Here is a 15,614-nt window from a genome sequence, read left to right as displayed (position 1 = left end):
ATAACATATATTTGTCATGCCGGTTTTGAAATTCAGAGTTTACTGGGAAGAAGATGAAAGCGTATACAGGGATATTGCGATAAAGCCCAATCAATCCTTTTTACAGTTTCATCAGACCATCTTACAGGCATTTGAGTTTGACAGTAAACATAAAGCTACTTTTTTCCGCAGCAACGATAACTGGCAGCGTGGCCGCGAGATCATCCTTGAAAAAGACAACGCGCCCCGCAAGGCAGAGCCCCTGCTGATGGTGGAAACGCCTATTGCTGCAGCAGTAAAGGATCCTAACCAGAAATTCATCTACCTCTATGATTTTGCCAAAAGCTGGACCTTCCTGGTAGAGCTGATCGGTATCACCAAAGACGAGAACGCCAAGGTTGCCTATCCTACCTGCGTACGCAAGGAAGGGTTGGCCCCCAGCCAGTACGGTACTAAAGGCCTCATCGGCGATAAGCTGGTGGAGATGGAAGAGAAATACGACCTCAATAAGGAGGGCCTGCCTGCTGACGGTTTTGGCGAAGAAGGGGAGGATGATGGAGAAAGCGATGGCATGGGCGAAGAAGGAGAAGAAACAGGCGCAGAAGAGGATTTTTAAATGCAAAAAACAGTCATTGTCCTCGCCGGTCCTACCGCATCCGGCAAAACGGCCCTGGCTATACGGATGGCGCAGTTGTTTGATACTGCTATTATCTCTGCGGATAGCCGGCAGTGCTACCGGGAGCTAAGCATAGGCACCGCCAAACCTTCGCCGGAAGAGCTACAGACAGTACCGCATTATTTTATTGATTCCCACTCTATTAAAGAAGAAGTAAACGCAGGCCTTTTTGAGCGCCTGGCCCTGCAGTATACGCAGGACATTTTTGCGCAGCGAGAGGTCGCCGTCATGTGCGGCGGCACCGGGCTGTATATCAAAGCGTTTACGGAAGGCATAGATGATATGCCACTTATACCGCCCGGCATCCGCGAGGCCATTAGCAAACAATATGAAAAGGAGGGATTGCCCTGGCTGCAGCAAATGCTGCAACAGCAAGACCCGGACTTTTATGCCATTGCAGAAACCCAGAATCCGCAACGCCTTATGCGGGCGCTGGAAGTGCTGGAAGCCACCGGCCGCTCCATTACTGCTTTCCGGAGCGCCAACCGTACGCCCCGCGATTTCCGTATCATTAAGATCGCTATCACCCTGCCCAAAGAGCTGCTGCACCAGCAGATCCATACCCGGGTAGACCGTATGATGGAAGCCGGCCTGGTAGCGGAAGTAAAAAGCGTATTACCCTACCGCAGCCATAATGCCCTGCAAACAGTAGGCTACCAGGAGGTATTTGACTACCTGGATGAAAAAAACAGTTTAGACCAGGCCCAGGACCTTATTAAGACCCATACCCGCCAATACGCTAAACGCCAGCTGACCTGGTTCCGTAAAGACAAAGACTTTCAGTGGTTCGATGCCCGTGATCAGGAGGCCATTCTGCAATACCTCCAAAAAGAAATGTGCTGATACGCATTAAGCATACCAGCACATTCAGTATTAAGATTTCTTCGTTTATTTCATCTGCACATCAGAATTTAAACCCTACCGTAGCTGTCACATTCGTAACACTGCTCTTGATATCTGCGGGAGCCGGCGTTACGAGTCCTTCATTATTTACCGGTAAAGTATAAGGTTGGTCCTGGCTGGTATAATTACCATATACCACGGCAAGATCTACATAAATACCCTTATTACGGTAACCCAGGCCACCGGTATAATATTTACGGGAACCATCCAGATCGCTCAGCTTATAGGGATTACCGTAGTAGGCAAACCCGGCACGGATCGCAAACACATTCAGTTTCAGCTCGCCGCCTACGCGTATATTGGAAGCTGCCTGGTAGGTCTGATCAATGGCCTGGTTGCGGTCATTGCTGTCCTGTATATCGGTAGCTACGCCATTTTTCATCCGCATCTTCATGGCAGAGTAGTCCATGTATTCATAGTCTACGGTTAAAAAGCCGGAAGGTTTGGTAGCGTCGCCGCCAGCCGGGCGGAAGATATAAGAGGCGCTGGCAATACCCTTCAGCGGGGTAGTTACATTATACCGGGACTCGTCCGCATAGCCCTCATTGGTCTCCGTAGAATTAGCGGTAATAACGCCCTGGTCCTTGGAAGATACCAGCATGCTGGTCACATAACTGTCCGTAAAGGAGGCCCAGGTAGGGGATTGGAAGGTAAGACCCAGCCTTAAAGGCGGTAATGGGCGGTAAATGATACCTAATTTGGTATTGAAGCCTACCCCGTCTGTCTTCAGGTCTTCCACTACGTCCCAGTAATTCAGCTCGTTAGCCGGATCAGAAGTATTGGTTTCCCGGAAGGCGCGGCTGCGCTCATAGTGGTAGGTAGGTACGTTCAGGCTACCGCCGATATAGAATTTATCAGTATAGTTCCCACCAAAGGAGAGGTTCAGCTCATTGGCGCTGCCGCTGGAGGTAATGGTATTTTCTTGGGTGAGGCTACCCGTTGCTATGGTTCCCCATTCCCCTGTCGGCTGGTTGTTACCATCCACTACAGGGCCAATCAGCCCCGTGGCGTCCGCCAGTTCAGATCCGTGCGCATACTGAGCATCGCCCAATACATTGGGATCCAGTCCCTTCAGCTCCAGCGTGTAGGTATTGGAAAAGGAGGATTTATTATTCACCCCGCGGTAGTATACCCGCTCATTATAATTATTGGTACGGTTGAAGCCCAGGCCAACGGAAAAGTTCTCCCATTTGCTGTTAGGGTTCTTTTTGGCGCCGCCAAATATAAACGCAGCGCTGTTGATATACAGGTTGCCTTTACTGTCGCTGGCGGTAGTGCCAAGATAAGTGCCTTTGTTAGAGGCATTCTGGAATCCAAGGGAAAAACCGGCTTCGCTGGTTTTGAAAAACGCTACGCCTGCAGGGTTCACAAACATGGAACTATAATCTCCACCCAGGGAGCCGGCGGCCCCGCCGGTAGATTGGATACGGGAAGATCCGCTGGGCATTGTGGAACTGTAACGTAAAGCGTCGTTGATCGTTTGGGCGTTCACTACATAACATAAACCAGTTAGTGCAATGGACAACGTTACTTTTTTGATCATTCTTTAATGTTTTTAGAATAGCATGGGTTTATAAAAATACCCTGGTGTTTGATGCCAGGGTATAATTTTTTATATGGATGGTCCGTATAATTATGTATTAGTTCCGGCCTCTGAAGGTACGGCCACCACCGCCACCACCACCGCTAGACCTGCTGCCGCCGCTGGAAGGGGTGGAAGAAGGTGCGCTGAAGGTACGCTGGGGAGCGCTGAATGTACGCTGAGGAGTGGAAGAATTATTGCTTGGGCTGCTGAAGATCCTTCTGGGAGCGCTGCCGCCATTGTTGCTACCTGGGTTTACCATCGGCCTTTCGCTGGGAGAAGAACGGAAGATACGACGGGGCTGATAAGTGCCGCCATTGCTGCCGCCGCTGCCATTGTTAGGCGTAGTGAAGATCCTTCTGGGCCTGTAATCGCCGCTACCGGTATTGGTGCTGCCTATTACACGGCGGCCGGGAGAATAGGTAGAACCGGCAAAACCGCCACGGGTACGCAGCACCCGGTTAGGCGCTGAATAGTAGGCAGAAGGGTAGTGGCCCCAACCGCCGCCATAATAACCGCCACCATAGTAGCCGCCGTAATAGGGGCTGTACCAGGGGCTATAAAAAGGACTATAGAACGGGCTGTAACCAAAACCGCCGCCCCAGCCGTAGCCAAAGCCTAAACCTATACTAAGGGAAGGGCCCCAGTAGCTGCCAAAATAGGGGGAGCCAAAACCACCGCCCCAATAGCTGTACGGGCTATATCCGAAACCGCCATAGCCACCATAACCGCCGCCATAATAGTTATTTACTACACTAGGCGTACCGTCGGCATAGTAACCGCCATTATAGGAAGAGTTATGGAAACGGTCCAGTCTTTTTGCATAATCACCCTGATCTTCATCATCATAGGTAACATAAGTGCCATCCTGATCGTCAGCTGCCGCTACACTGGTCTGACCCTGGTTCTGGTTCTGACGGTTGTTATTGTTGGAGGAGGCGGTGCGCTCGGTTTTCGGAGAGTAATACACATCATCCGGGGTTTGAGCGGATTTGTAAGCGGTTGAGCAACTGCTGAGGATCAGCAAGGCGCCCGCCGCGGTATATAGTATGGATTTCATGTGTGTGTGAGTTTTAATCAACCTGAAAATATATAGTAAATTTACTCGATTTTACTGGAAATAGTATATTAATGTTTTAACGCTAATTTAAGACGAAATGTTACATCTCCCTAGTTAATCATTGTTAAGCACTGTTAATCAGTTCTACTCAATTATTTTAACAAACAGTTTGCGCCTTACTGATTTTCATGTAGGTTTGTAAGATTTTTCCTTTTAATATTAGCAAAAATTAAGCCAAAGGCCCATGGCTCCTGACTGTAGCCACAGTGGCAGAAAAGGCGCAGCAAAAGTTTTATGAGTAAAGAAATTACGTCCCGTTCCGAAGATTACGCACAATGGTATAACGACCTGGTTTTGAAAGGCGGCCTGGCAGATTACTCCCCCGTAAAAGGCTGTATGGTCATAAAACCATACGGTTTTGCATTATGGGAAGGTATGCGCGATGTATTGGACAAGATGTTCAAGGATACCGGCCACCAGAATGCCTATTTCCCCTTACTCATCCCCAAAAGCTTTTTAAGCAAGGAAGCCAGCCACGTAGAGGGCTTTGCCAAGGAGTGCGCCGTAGTTACCCACTACCGCCTCAAGAACGATCCCAACGGTAAAGGCGTGATAGTAGACCCGGAAGCAAAACTGGAAGAAGAGCTGATCATCCGCCCTACCTCCGAAACGATCATCTGGAACACCTATAAAGATTGGATACAGTCTTACCGCGATCTGCCGCTGCTCATTAACCAGTGGGCAAACGTAATGCGCTGGGAAATGCGTACCCGCCTGTTCCTGCGTACGGCGGAGTTCCTCTGGCAGGAAGGGCATACTGCCCACGCCACCGCGCAGGAAGCGGTGGAGGAAACCACCCGTATGCTGGAGGTGTATGCCGATTTTGCAGAGAATTTTATGGCCCTGCCCGTAGTAAGAGGGGTAAAATCCCCCTCTGAAAGGTTTGCCGGCGCTGTAGACACCTACTGTATCGAAGCCCTTATGCAGGATGGTAAGGCCCTCCAGGCCGGTACCTCCCATTTCCTGGGCCAGAACTTTGCCAAAGCGTTTGACGTGCAGTTCTCCAACAAGGAAAACAAGCTGGATTATGTATGGGCTACCTCCTGGGGTGTTTCTACCCGCCTCATAGGCGCCCTGGTAATGGCCCACAGCGACGATAGCGGCCTGGTATTACCGCCCCGCATCGCGCCCCTCCAGGTGGTGATCGTACCCATCTATAAAAATGACGAACAGAAAGCAAAGATAGATGAGCGCGTAGCCGCCATCGTGAAAGAGCTCAAAAGCAACGGTATCTCTGTTAAATACGACGATAGCGACAACGCCCGTCCGGGATGGAAATTCGCTGAATACGAGCTCAAAGGCGTGCCCGTGCGTATCGCCATAGGCGCCCGCGATCTCGAAAATAACGTGGCGGAAGTAGCCCGCCGCGATACCAAGGAAAAGATGAGCCTTTCCCTGGACGGTATAACCGCCCGGATAAAAGACCTGCTGGAAGAGATACAACAGAACATTTACAACAAGGCCAAGGCCTATCGCGATGAGCACATCACTCCGGCCAATACCTTCGAAGAGTTTGAAAGACTGCTCGATGAAAAAGGCGGTTTCATTTCAGCCCACTGGGATGGCACCGCAGAAACAGAAGAACAGATCAAGGAACGCACAAAGGCTACCATCCGCTGTATCCCGCTGAACAATCCGCAGGAAGCAGGCGTATGTATCCTTACCGGCAAACCCTCTACACAAAGAGTGCTGTTTGCCCGTGCATACTAAGGGGGGATAATTGAGCTAGCAACAGGGCATCAGGGCCGGCGTTACAACAACATGCAGGAGCATTTTTCCTGCCCATTATTAATTCTTAATTCATTTTTTGATCCGATGTTCCGGGCCCGTTACGTACTCTTGGCGTTAACATTACTGCTGTGCACAGGCAATCACCTCCTGGCGCAGGGGCTCATGATCCGTAATTACAACGTAAAGGATGGCCTGGCCAACGCTACCGTGTATACGGCCGTGCAGGATAAAGACGGGTTCATCTGGTTCTCTACGCCAACAGGTGTGAGCAAATTCGATGGCAAACGGTTCCGGAACTATTCCAAAAAAGATGGGCTTACCGATAATGATGTGATCAAACTGGCCCCCGATTCCAGGGGGCGCATCTGGTTTTTCACCCTTAACGGTATGCCCTCTTATTATGGAGACTATACCATCCATTCAGCAGAGAATGATTCCTCCCTGCTGTTTAACAGCCACGGGCATTACATGCAATATGCCTTCGAGGACAAAAGCCGCAATATCTGGTTCCTCAATACGGACAACCGTATCATCCAGTACGACACTAAAAAAACAACCTACGACAAACTGGGGCCTAATGGCGCAGATATCTTCTATTTTCTGCGCAATGACGAGATCTTTAAACCGCTGCACAACTACTTTCAGTTAAGCACACTAAAAGACGCCAATAACGGCGACCAGAAGATCTTTCCACTGTCGCCCTACCCCCTGGATGATGAGACCTTTGTGGCCCGCATCCGCGGCAATCCCGTTATCATTGTAAAGAATACCGTATACAGCTACACCCTCAAAGACGCCATTTGTTTCTTCAACGGACGCGACTGGGGTATTACAGACGAGATCACCAACGTTTGCTTAGAGAACGATAATCTTTGGATAGGCACACAGCGCGCCCTTTTCCTGATCAAGGATTTCTTTAAAGGCTCCCGCAGCATCATCAAACTGCTGGATAATCACTATATCACCTCCCTGCTCAAGGACCGGGACGGTAATATATGGATCACCACCTTTGGAGATGGTGTGTACAATATCCCCTATAAGAACTTTTACTTTAACTACCTGGATAATACCAATGGTCTGTATTCCCACTCCATCTTCAGCATTTACCGCGACCGTAAGACGGGCATGCTGCTGATAGGCCAGAACGCCGGTGTGCTGAATACTATGGACGCCAACCGGAAAATGCGCCAGTACACCCTGGATACTTCCAGCGGCCGTAACAGCGTACTCAGCATGCTGCCTTACCGGAATGATGATATTCTCCTGGCGGCGGACAACGGCCTGTATACATTCAATACCGCCACGCAGCGGGTATCCCTGCTGGAATCCCTGAACAACCTGAAGGATGTGGACATTTCCCCGTCCGGCAAGGTGAGGATAGCCGCCAAGGATCAGATCGCGCTGCTGGATGGTTACAGTATCTACTGGCAGGAGCCGCTTATCACTTCCATTGCCTGTACAGACAGTGATACCACCTATTTCCTGGGCACCAACAGCGGCCTGTATTATGGTACAGACGGTTCCCGCGAGGTATACCCCGCTTACCTGGAAGATGACCGCCTGAAACAAAGCATCAAGGACCTGAAATGGATCAAAGGCTTCCTTTGGGTAGGCACCAGCGATCAGGGCATCTATGTGGTGCGGAATAACCACGTGGTAAAACATATCAGCACCGCAGATAACCTGGCCAGCGATATCTGCCAGCAATTATACTACGATGGCATTGGCCGCCTGTATGTAGCCACCAACAAAGGCGTATCAGTGATCGATGTTGGCGCGCAGGCCATTACCCGTAATATCTCCTCTAACGACGGGCTCATGTCCGACGATACCCGGGGCGTATATTACCAGCAGGGTATGCTCTATATCGCCACCTCCAATGGTCTTTGTTACTTTAATGATCATAATATACCGGTAGATACGGTGCCGCCTACTGTATACCTCAGCGCTATCCGCTATGGGGATACCACCTACCTGCCCGCTAACAATTTTGTACACCTGTACAAACGGAAAACCTCCTTTGAGGTGGAGTTTGGCGCGATTGCTTTTGATCTGCCGGACCTGGTAGAATACCAGTATAATTTCTCCAGCGATACCGCCAGCGGGTGGACGACCACCATGAGTAATATCATCCCCTTCCCGGACCTGCAACCCGGCAGCTATAAGCTGTTGTTAAGGGCGCGCAAATATAAAAGCGACTGGAGCCAGCCGGTATCTCTTTCGGTCAGCATCCTGCCGCAGTGGTACCAGCAATGGTGGGCCAGGGGCATCCTCATCCTGATGGGGATGTTGTGCATACTCGCCATCCTGCGCTATATTGTTCGCCGTATTAAACAGGCGGAAAAACGGAAAACGGAATATAACCGCCGCATTGCGGAATTGGAGGCCAAAGCGCTTACCAACCAGATGAACCCGCACTTCATCTTTAACTCCCTGAATTCCGTACAGCATCTGATCCTCGAAAAAGAGGAGAAACAGGCCCTGAACTTCCTGGCAGATTTTGCCACGCTCATGCGCCAGATGCTCAACAACTCACGTAAATCCTATATATCACTGGAAGAAGAGATCGCCTTCCTGACCCGTTACCTGGAGCTGGAAAAGATCCGCTTTGCCCATAGCTTTACTTATCATTTTGATATTGAACCAGAATTAAAGGATTATACGGTGTACATACCGCCTATGATCATTCAGCCTATTGTGGAGAATGCCATTAAACACGGCCTTGCTCCCAAAAGCAGCGCCGGCCACCTGGAAATAAAACTCGAGATGGTGGACGACCTCCTGTATTGTTCCGTAGACGATGACGGGATAGGCTGGGAACACTCCAATAGCATTAAAACCGGCAGGCTCGTAAAGCACGAGTCTACGGCCCTGAGTGTGATCCGGGAACGGCTGCAGATTATAAAATCTTTTAATGGAAGTGTTGGAAAGTTAGAAATAATTGATAAATTTAAGTCTGGGTTTGGCAACAAAGAGGGTACCCTGGTTGAAATTCTGATTCCCATTGTTAAGATGTTATGAGTATTATTAAAGCTGCGATTGTAGACGATGAAGTCCGCAACATCCATATTTTAAGAAATATATTGGAAAATTACTGTAAGGATGTTACAGTAGTAGGAGAGGCACAGAACATACATGAAGCGGCGGAAATGATCAAGAACAACCCCATCGACGTGCTGTTCCTGGATATTGAAATGCCCCCGCACAATGGTTTCCAGCTGCTGGAAATGTTTCCCGTACTAAATTTTGAGGTGATCTTTATTACAGCCTTCCAGGAGTATGCCCTGCAGGCCATAAAATTCGCTGCGCTCGACTACCTGCTTAAACCCATTAAGGTGAGCGAAGTGGAAGACGCCCTCGAAAAAGTAAAGAAAAGTAAGAAAGGCCGCCTCAATGAACTGGCTTCCATCTTAAAGGACTTTGTAAAGAACAACGATAACGCCTTCTCCAAAATAGTGATCCCGGTAAACGACGGCTATAATGTAATAGACCTCAAAGATATTATCTACTGCGAGGCATTTGATAGCTATACCAAGATCCAGCTCACCAATAACTTGTCCCACCTGATCTCCAAATCCCTGAAGGAATACGAGGAAATGCTGGCAGACAAGGGCTTTTACCGGGTGCACAAATCCTTCCTGATCAATATTCACCATATTGTGAAGATCATTAAGGGCCTGGGCACCGCCGTGGTGATGAGCGACCAGAAGAATATCCCCATCTCTTCCCGTAAAAAAGACGAATTCTTTGCCCAGCTGAAAGGGGTGATCAATTTATAGTTGTCAGCCTGCAGCTTTTGCATTTTGCATTCGCCATCCGGCCAATGATCCGTATGCCATTTCCGGCCCGGCCCTGCTAATCATCGCAGGCCATTACCCCGTGCCCATTGCACCCGCCAATCCCCCAGTCGTCGTCCATCTCCTATTCACGGCCTTAACTCCTCTGCACCCCATTTGTAATTCGTAATTAAAAAGAAAACCCCCGCTTCTAGCGGAGGTTCCCTTCCCTAACCTATAAAACCTATATAAAAACAATCTTTATTTAAAACTCTTCGGCGCTGCCGTTCAGGTCAATATTGTAGTAGTATACGCCTGTATAATCAGGGTACATGCCTTCCAGCTGGACTTTGCTCTGTTTCTGGAACACCTTTTTCAGGTCTTCAATAGAAGCAACTGCCTGGCCGCCGGCTTTCAGGATCACGAATCCGGGTTTCATATTGGTCTGTTTCTTCAGCAGGCCGCTGCCTACATCATTTACAAACACGCCGCCACGTATGCCCAGGCGGGCTGCATCCGTTTTCTGCAGGGAGATGAGGTCTGCGCCCAGTTTCTCCAGTACGCTCACCTTCACAATATCGGTGGTGCCATCCTCATTCTTCAGCAGCACATTGTTCACGGTATATTCTTTATCATCACGCAGGTAGCTGATGCTGATCTTATCGCCGGGTTTGTAACGGGCTATCTGTTCCGTCATTTCCGGGATAGAAGGAGTGGATACGCCATTGATCTTGGTGATGATGTCGCCTTTATGGATACCGGCGGTAGCAGCTGCGCCTCTGGTAGGCACATCCTGTACCAGTACGCCGTCCAGATCCCTTCTGATACCGCGCTCGCGCAGCTCGTCTTCAGAAAGGCCCATCGGGTCTACATACTGGATGCCCAGGTAAGCCCTTTGCACATTACCATACTTCATCAGGTCATTTACCACTTTCTTCACCAGGTTTACCGGTATAGCGTAGGAGTACCCTGCATAAGCGCCGGTGGGGGAGGCGATGGCAGAGTTGATGCCAACCAGCTCGCCGGCTGTATTAATAAGGGCGCCGCCACTGTTACCCTGGTTTACCGCAGCATCCGTTTGTATAAAGGATTCTATGGCAGAACGGCGCGTGCGTTTGTTGATACCGATGGTACGCGCTTTGGCGCTTACAATACCCGCCGTCACGGTTGTTTCCAGGTTCAGCGGATAACCTACCGCCAGCACCCACTGGCCTATCTGCACATCGTCAGAGTTGCCATACAGCAGGTAAGGCAGGTCATGCGCTTCTATCTTGATCACCGCCAGGTCCGTGTTAGGGTCTACCCCTACCACTTTTGCCTTAAAATTACGGTTGTTGTTTAAGGTCACTTCCACCTCATCTGCCTGGTCTACCACGTGGTTATTGGTTACGATATAACCATCGTCAGAGATCAGTACACCGGAGCCGGAAGCCATCTGGCCCGGGATGTAGTAACGGCGTCCGCCGCCTTCACCCTGGAACTCATCTCCAAAGAAGTCGTCCCCGAAAAGGTCCTGTAATATGGTTCTTTTCCGCTGCAGGTTATTGGTCACCTGTTTGGGATTGATCTTCGTTTTGATATGCACCACGCCAGGGAGGGCGATCTTGGCTGCCGACTGGAAATCAGTAGGAGGGGCAATATTCCTGTTATCCGTACCAGGCATATAGCTGGTATAATTTACCGGGATGTTGTTGGAGCCATTCTGATAGGGACCTGCCTGCCGGGGTAGTTGATATTTGCTGTAAACAAATATGCTGGCAAAGGCAGTGGCCGCACTAATAAGCACAGTCGCAGCAATTTGTCGAAATTTCATATATCTGGTTATTTATTGTTAACGTAGACATGTTATCACTAGGTATGTTATCAATTTACATGCCTTGGATTACAAATTTAAGGCTCCGGTTTAATCAATGGAATTGCAGCCGGATCACTTTAACAGTTTTTTATATGAAACTTTAATGAATAGTTAAGACGGCTGCTTTCCAACCTGACAAGATACCTCTTCCTACCTGTCAGAATAACAATCCAACAGACAGAATGTTATCCGCCAGCCCTTTTGCCTGACTCACGGCCGCCATTTTTTCCCATTCTAAAGTGGACGACAGATCACAAAAAGTTATAACAGATTACCAAAAGTGATAAGTGCTTTCCTGAGCGTCAGAATGCTGCTATTATAACGTTGCCAGGAACGCTCTCGTATCTACCCCGTCCGCATAATCTGTAAGGGAAGGTTGCTGCGCTTGTCCAAAAGGCACAAATCCTTGCCCCGTAAGACATTGCAGGTCCGGGTTAGCCAGCAGGGAAGCTGCCAGCGAGGCCGCATTTTCATAATACCCGTAATGCAGCACGCTAAGCGGCGAAAACAGCGAATCCGCTTCCTGTAGCAGTATGCTGCCATTGGTCAGGTAAGGAGTACCGTTCAGCAGCAACAAGGCCAGGTTATAATCGTAATTGTTCTTGTATTTGTGGTGGTCCTCCAGGTAGTTATACTTCTCCAGGGCCTGTAACAGCGGATTAAAATCGTAACCGGCCGGCGCAAATACCTTGGTCACATTCCGGCAACCCAGGCCAAAATACAGCATAATATCGTCTGCCAGGGCTTCCAGCGCTGCCGGGCTTTCCTCGCCCGTTAACAGGGCGGCGGAGGTGCGGTTGCGGCGGATAATGTGGGGGAACCGGGAAAAATAGTATTCAAAATACCGGGCGGAGTTGTTGCTGCCGGTGGCAATATAGGCATCGCAATCCTTCAGCATATCGCTTACCTGGGTCTGCTCAGCCGCCGCAGGCAGCCAGCCGGCCATCTTGTCCAGGATATGCTGCATCAGCAGGGCGTCCTTGGAAGAGAGCTTCAGTTTTACCCGGTGCCCGCTCACAAAACCGCAGAGCCAGTCATGGAAGCCAACCAGGGGTATATTGCCCGCCGCTACGATGCCCACCGTCCGGGGCGCGCCCGCTGCCGGGGGATAGGCGTCCAGCCACTGCTGTAACAGCCCTTCATCCAGATAATATTGGCAGATATTTTGAATAGCTATATCTGTGAAAGCAGGGGTGAACCACCCATTGGCCTGAAAGGCCCGTTCTTTAACGGTTTGCAGCGCTGCGCTGTCTTCCTGGAGGTATGCGCGTAATTGCAACAGGGCGGCTACTTTTTCTGTTTTGTTCATGTAAGCGTTAGAAATATTTAGACTTTTTAATCCGGGAAATTCTATTTTTGTTAACAAAATTAATGGCTTACCACTTAAACAAAAAGTTTATACTATGGCAATTAAGATAACAGATGAATGTATTAATTGTGGCGCCTGCGAACCAGAGTGCCCCAACAATGCAATTTATGAGGGTGGCGTTGAATGGCGTATGGCAGACGGTACAACCGTAAAAGGGTCCTATACCCTGATGGATGGCGCCACCATCGATGCCGACCAGGCAAACACTCCTATCAGCGTAGATACTTACTATATAGTTCCTAATAAATGTACAGAGTGCCAGGGTTTTCATGAAGAGCCGCAATGTGCTGCCGTTTGCCCGGTAGACTGCTGCGTGCCGGACGAAATGTACCAGGAAACTGTAGACGAACTGTTGGCTAAGAAAGAGAAACTGCATATATAACGTATCAGGGAAGCTTATAATAGGGAAAGGAGAAAGGTCTTAATGACTTTTCTCCTTTTTTCGTTTATTTTTAGCCGTAGAACACAAAACTATTTATCCCATGGCATTAAAAATAACTGACGAATGTATCGTTTGTAACGCTTGAGCCGCAATGCGCTTCCGTTTGCCCCGTTGACTGCTGCGTGCCGGATGAGATGTACCAGGAAACGGTAGATGAGCTGCTTGCTAAAAAGGCAACATTGCACCAATAAGCCAACCCAATACACTACCATATAGCCTGCGGGCGTTACTATCAGGAAATAAAGGTTTTTTCTTTTATCTTTACCCGCTTATAGGAAAGGTATTTATGAAAAAAAATATAGCATTGGTAGCCGGTGGCTATTCCGGCGAATACGTAATATCCGTACAAAGCGCAGCCGTGATCGAAGCACAGCTGGATAGCGGTAAATACAATGTTTATAAAATAGTGGTTACCCGCGAAAGCTGGACCTACACCGGCGCAAATGGCGCTAATGTAGATGTGGACAAGAACGATTTCTCCCTGACCCTGGATGGCAGCAAAATACGTTTCGATGCGGTTTTCATCGGCATCCATGGCACACCCGGCGAAGACGGCCGCCTGCAGGGATACTTCGAAATGCTGGGCATCCCTTATACCAGCTGCGGTATGGTTACCTCCGCCCTTACATTTAACAAAAGCTATTGTAATAAGATCGTAGCCGCCCTGAACCTGGTGAACGTATCTAAATCCGTTCATATCTTCAGGGATCAGCCTTTTGATGCCGCTGCCATCCTGCAGCAGCTTCGCCTGCCTGTGTTCGTGAAACCGGCAGAAGGGGGCAGCAGCATTGGCATGTCCAAAGTAAATAAGGCGGAAGAGCTGCCTGCTGCCATAGAAAAAGCCTTTAAGGAGGACAGCCAGGTGCTCATCGAAGAGTTTATCAAAGGCCGGGAGCTTACCTGTGGCCTGTTTAAGACCAATGGCGCCATTACTGTGCTGCCTATTACGGAAGTGATCAGCAGCAAGGAGTTTTTTGATTATGAGGCCAAATACACCCCCGGCGTTTCGCAGGAGATCACCCCGGCACAGGTGCCGGATACGGTGACCCGGCGCGTACAGCAAACCGCCGCGGAATTATATAACAAGCTGAATTGCAGGGGCATTGTGCGCGTGGATTTTATCTGGGAAGCAGCCACTGACAAACTGTATTTCCTGGAAGTGAACACCATGCCCGGTCAATCTGAGAATAGCCTGGTGCCACAGCAGGTGCGCGCCTCCGGTCGTACCTTGCAGGAATTTTATGGCATGCTGATTGAAGAATGCCTAGCGAAAGCCTGAGTAAAAGGTCAAAAAGGCCTTTTACCGCATAAATTTTAAAACAACAGTACAAATACCGTGTTTGAAACCATCACGAAACGCTCTTTTAGATTTAACCTGCTGGTAGCCATCGGATTAATGATCGTGCTTGCCATCCTGTTCTTTTCCCTGCTGGGCGTTATTACCCGTCACAACGATACGCTCATTGTGCCAGATGTACGTCATAAGAACGTGAAAGAAGCCATCCTGCTACTGGAAAAAGCTGGCTTTGAGGCAGATGTGCGCGACTCCATCTATATGGACTCCATCCCCGCATTAGCCGTTTGGGAACAGCAGCCGGAAACAGGCGCGGAAGTAAAAGTAGGACGTACGATCTACCTCACCGTAAATAAGGTGGTACCGCCCATGGTGGCTATGCCGGACCTGGAAGGCCTTACCTTCCGCAGTGCGGAAATGACACTGCGTAGCCGCCGCCTCAATGTGGGGGATACTATCTATAAGCCGGACTTTGCCACCAATACCGTATTGGAACAACGCCTGAATGGTAAATTGGTGAAGGCAGGCAAAATGATCCCGGAAGGCAGTAATATTACACTGGTATTAAGCAGTGGTACCGGCAGCGTAGAGAACCCCGTTCCGGACCTGGTGGGCATGACCTACCTGGAAGCGCGGGAAACCCTGAACGCCAGTAACCTGAGCGTAGGCACCGTGCTGATAGACGCGGGCGTGTCTGATACCGCCAACGCCTTTATCACCCAACAGGTGCCTGCCCGCAGAAATCCGCTGGGAGAGCTGAATATGGTGCGCGCCGGTGAAAGTGTGGACATCTGGCTGGGCGCCGTAAAACCGGTAAAAGCAGATTCCGCAGCGCCGCCTGCGGCCCCTGTGGATAGCAGCCACTAAACAGACGATAAATAACAGAT

The 15,614-nt window shown here is 49.6% G+C and carries 12 protein-coding genes; 8 read left to right on the top strand and 4 right to left on the bottom strand.

What is annotated here, in order from left to right:
* Positions 1 to 16 precede the first annotated feature (16 nt).
* Together F0L74_RS13440 and miaA are read left to right on the top strand one after the other, a co-directional pair.
* Complete coding sequence (locus F0L74_RS13440; RefSeq protein WP_149838366.1) at positions 17 to 595, top strand: IS1096 element passenger TnpR family protein; 579 nt, start codon at positions 17 to 19, stop codon at positions 593 to 595.
* On the top strand, positions 596 to 1,498 hold the full coding sequence (gene miaA / locus F0L74_RS13435; protein WP_149838365.1) for a tRNA (adenosine(37)-N6)-dimethylallyltransferase MiaA: 903 nt from the start codon (positions 596 to 598) through the stop codon (positions 1,496 to 1,498). It abuts the gene before it with no gap.
* 61 nt (positions 1,499 to 1,559) lie between these two features.
* On the opposite strand, the gene F0L74_RS13430 is transcribed toward miaA, so the two are convergent.
* Both F0L74_RS13430 and F0L74_RS13425 read right to left on the bottom strand, forming a co-directional pair.
* Positions 1,560 to 3,101, bottom strand: a complete 1,542-nt coding sequence (locus tag F0L74_RS13430; RefSeq protein WP_149838364.1) for an OmpP1/FadL family transporter — start codon at positions 3,099 to 3,101, stop codon at positions 1,560 to 1,562.
* A 97-nt stretch (positions 3,102 to 3,198) separates the two neighbouring features.
* Positions 3,199 to 4,200, bottom strand: coding sequence for a hypothetical protein (locus F0L74_RS13425; protein ID WP_149838363.1), 1,002 nt, complete (start codon positions 4,198 to 4,200; stop codon positions 3,199 to 3,201).
* A gap of 294 nt (positions 4,201 to 4,494) precedes the next feature.
* Between F0L74_RS13425 and proS the strand changes: the two genes are divergently transcribed.
* From proS to F0L74_RS13410, 3 genes are all read left to right on the top strand, one after another.
* Complete coding sequence (gene proS / locus F0L74_RS13420; protein WP_149838362.1) at positions 4,495 to 5,970, top strand: proline--tRNA ligase; 1,476 nt, start codon at positions 4,495 to 4,497, stop codon at positions 5,968 to 5,970.
* A 129-nt stretch (positions 5,971 to 6,099) separates the two neighbouring features.
* A complete protein-coding gene (locus F0L74_RS13415; protein ID WP_188315990.1) occupies positions 6,100 to 9,012 on the top strand; it encodes a sensor histidine kinase in 2,913 nt (970 codons plus the stop codon).
* A complete protein-coding gene (locus tag F0L74_RS13410; RefSeq protein WP_149838360.1) occupies positions 9,009 to 9,770 on the top strand; it encodes a LytR/AlgR family response regulator transcription factor in 762 nt (253 codons plus the stop codon). Before F0L74_RS13415 ends, F0L74_RS13410 begins: the two co-directional genes overlap by 4 nt.
* A 262-nt stretch (positions 9,771 to 10,032) precedes the next feature.
* Here the strand turns inward: F0L74_RS13410 and F0L74_RS13405 are convergent, their stop codons facing one another.
* On the bottom strand, positions 10,033 to 11,580 hold the full coding sequence (locus F0L74_RS13405; protein ID WP_149838359.1) for a trypsin-like peptidase domain-containing protein: 1,548 nt from the start codon (positions 11,578 to 11,580) through the stop codon (positions 10,033 to 10,035).
* A 358-nt stretch (positions 11,581 to 11,938) separates the two neighbouring features.
* Complete coding sequence (locus F0L74_RS13400; protein WP_149838358.1) at positions 11,939 to 12,931, bottom strand: aldehyde dehydrogenase family protein; 993 nt, start codon at positions 12,929 to 12,931, stop codon at positions 11,939 to 11,941.
* A gap of 94 nt (positions 12,932 to 13,025) precedes the next feature.
* Here F0L74_RS13400 and F0L74_RS13395 point away from each other — a divergent pair, with 94 nt between their 5' ends.
* The 3 genes from F0L74_RS13395 (at position 13,026) to F0L74_RS13380 (ending at position 15,594) form a co-directional block, all read left to right on the top strand.
* Positions 13,026 to 13,373 (top strand): 4Fe-4S dicluster domain-containing protein, encoded by a 348-nt coding sequence (locus F0L74_RS13395; protein ID WP_149838357.1) that lies wholly within the window; start codon positions 13,026 to 13,028, stop codon positions 13,371 to 13,373.
* 346 nt (positions 13,374 to 13,719) lie between these two features.
* Positions 13,720 to 14,712 carry a D-alanine--D-alanine ligase gene (locus tag F0L74_RS13385; RefSeq protein ID WP_149838356.1) on the top strand — a complete coding sequence of 331 codons (993 nt, stop codon included), beginning with the start codon at positions 13,720 to 13,722 and terminating at the stop codon, positions 14,710 to 14,712.
* A 57-nt stretch (positions 14,713 to 14,769) separates the two neighbouring features.
* Positions 14,770 to 15,594, top strand: coding sequence for a PASTA domain-containing protein (locus F0L74_RS13380; RefSeq protein WP_149838355.1), 825 nt, complete (start codon positions 14,770 to 14,772; stop codon positions 15,592 to 15,594).
* The last annotated feature ends 20 nt before the right edge of the window (positions 15,595 to 15,614 follow it).

The sequence above is a fragment of the Chitinophaga agrisoli genome (assembly GCF_008386695.1).
Classification (GTDB): domain Bacteria; phylum Bacteroidota; class Bacteroidia; order Chitinophagales; family Chitinophagaceae; genus Chitinophaga; species Chitinophaga agrisoli.
Note: the sequence above shows the minus strand (reverse complement) of the source record. Positions and strands in the feature narration are given on the sequence as shown.

What these genes read in the sequence shown, in the direction of transcription:
- F0L74_RS13385 (WP_149838356.1), top strand. Translation starts at nt 13,720, where the DNA reads ATGAAAAAAAATATAGCATTGGTAGCCGGTGGCTATTCCGGCGAATAC.
- F0L74_RS13410 (WP_149838360.1), top strand. Translation starts at nt 9,009, where the DNA reads ATGAGTATTATTAAAGCTGCGATTGTAGACGATGAAGTCCGCAACATC.
- F0L74_RS13440 (WP_149838366.1), top strand. Translation starts at nt 17, where the DNA reads ATGCCGGTTTTGAAATTCAGAGTTTACTGGGAAGAAGATGAAAGCGTA.
- F0L74_RS13395 (WP_149838357.1), top strand. Translation starts at nt 13,026, where the DNA reads ATGGCAATTAAGATAACAGATGAATGTATTAATTGTGGCGCCTGCGAA.
- proS (WP_149838362.1), top strand. Translation starts at nt 4,495, where the DNA reads ATGAGTAAAGAAATTACGTCCCGTTCCGAAGATTACGCACAATGGTAT.
- F0L74_RS13430 (WP_149838364.1), bottom strand. Translation starts at nt 3,101, where the DNA reads ATGATCAAAAAAGTAACGTTGTCCATTGCACTAACTGGTTTATGTTAT.
- F0L74_RS13425 (WP_149838363.1), bottom strand. Translation starts at nt 4,200, where the DNA reads ATGAAATCCATACTATATACCGCGGCGGGCGCCTTGCTGATCCTCAGC.
- miaA (WP_149838365.1), top strand. Translation starts at nt 596, where the DNA reads ATGCAAAAAACAGTCATTGTCCTCGCCGGTCCTACCGCATCCGGCAAA.
- F0L74_RS13405 (WP_149838359.1), bottom strand. Translation starts at nt 11,580, where the DNA reads ATGAAATTTCGACAAATTGCTGCGACTGTGCTTATTAGTGCGGCCACT.
- F0L74_RS13400 (WP_149838358.1), bottom strand. Translation starts at nt 12,931, where the DNA reads ATGAACAAAACAGAAAAAGTAGCCGCCCTGTTGCAATTACGCGCATAC.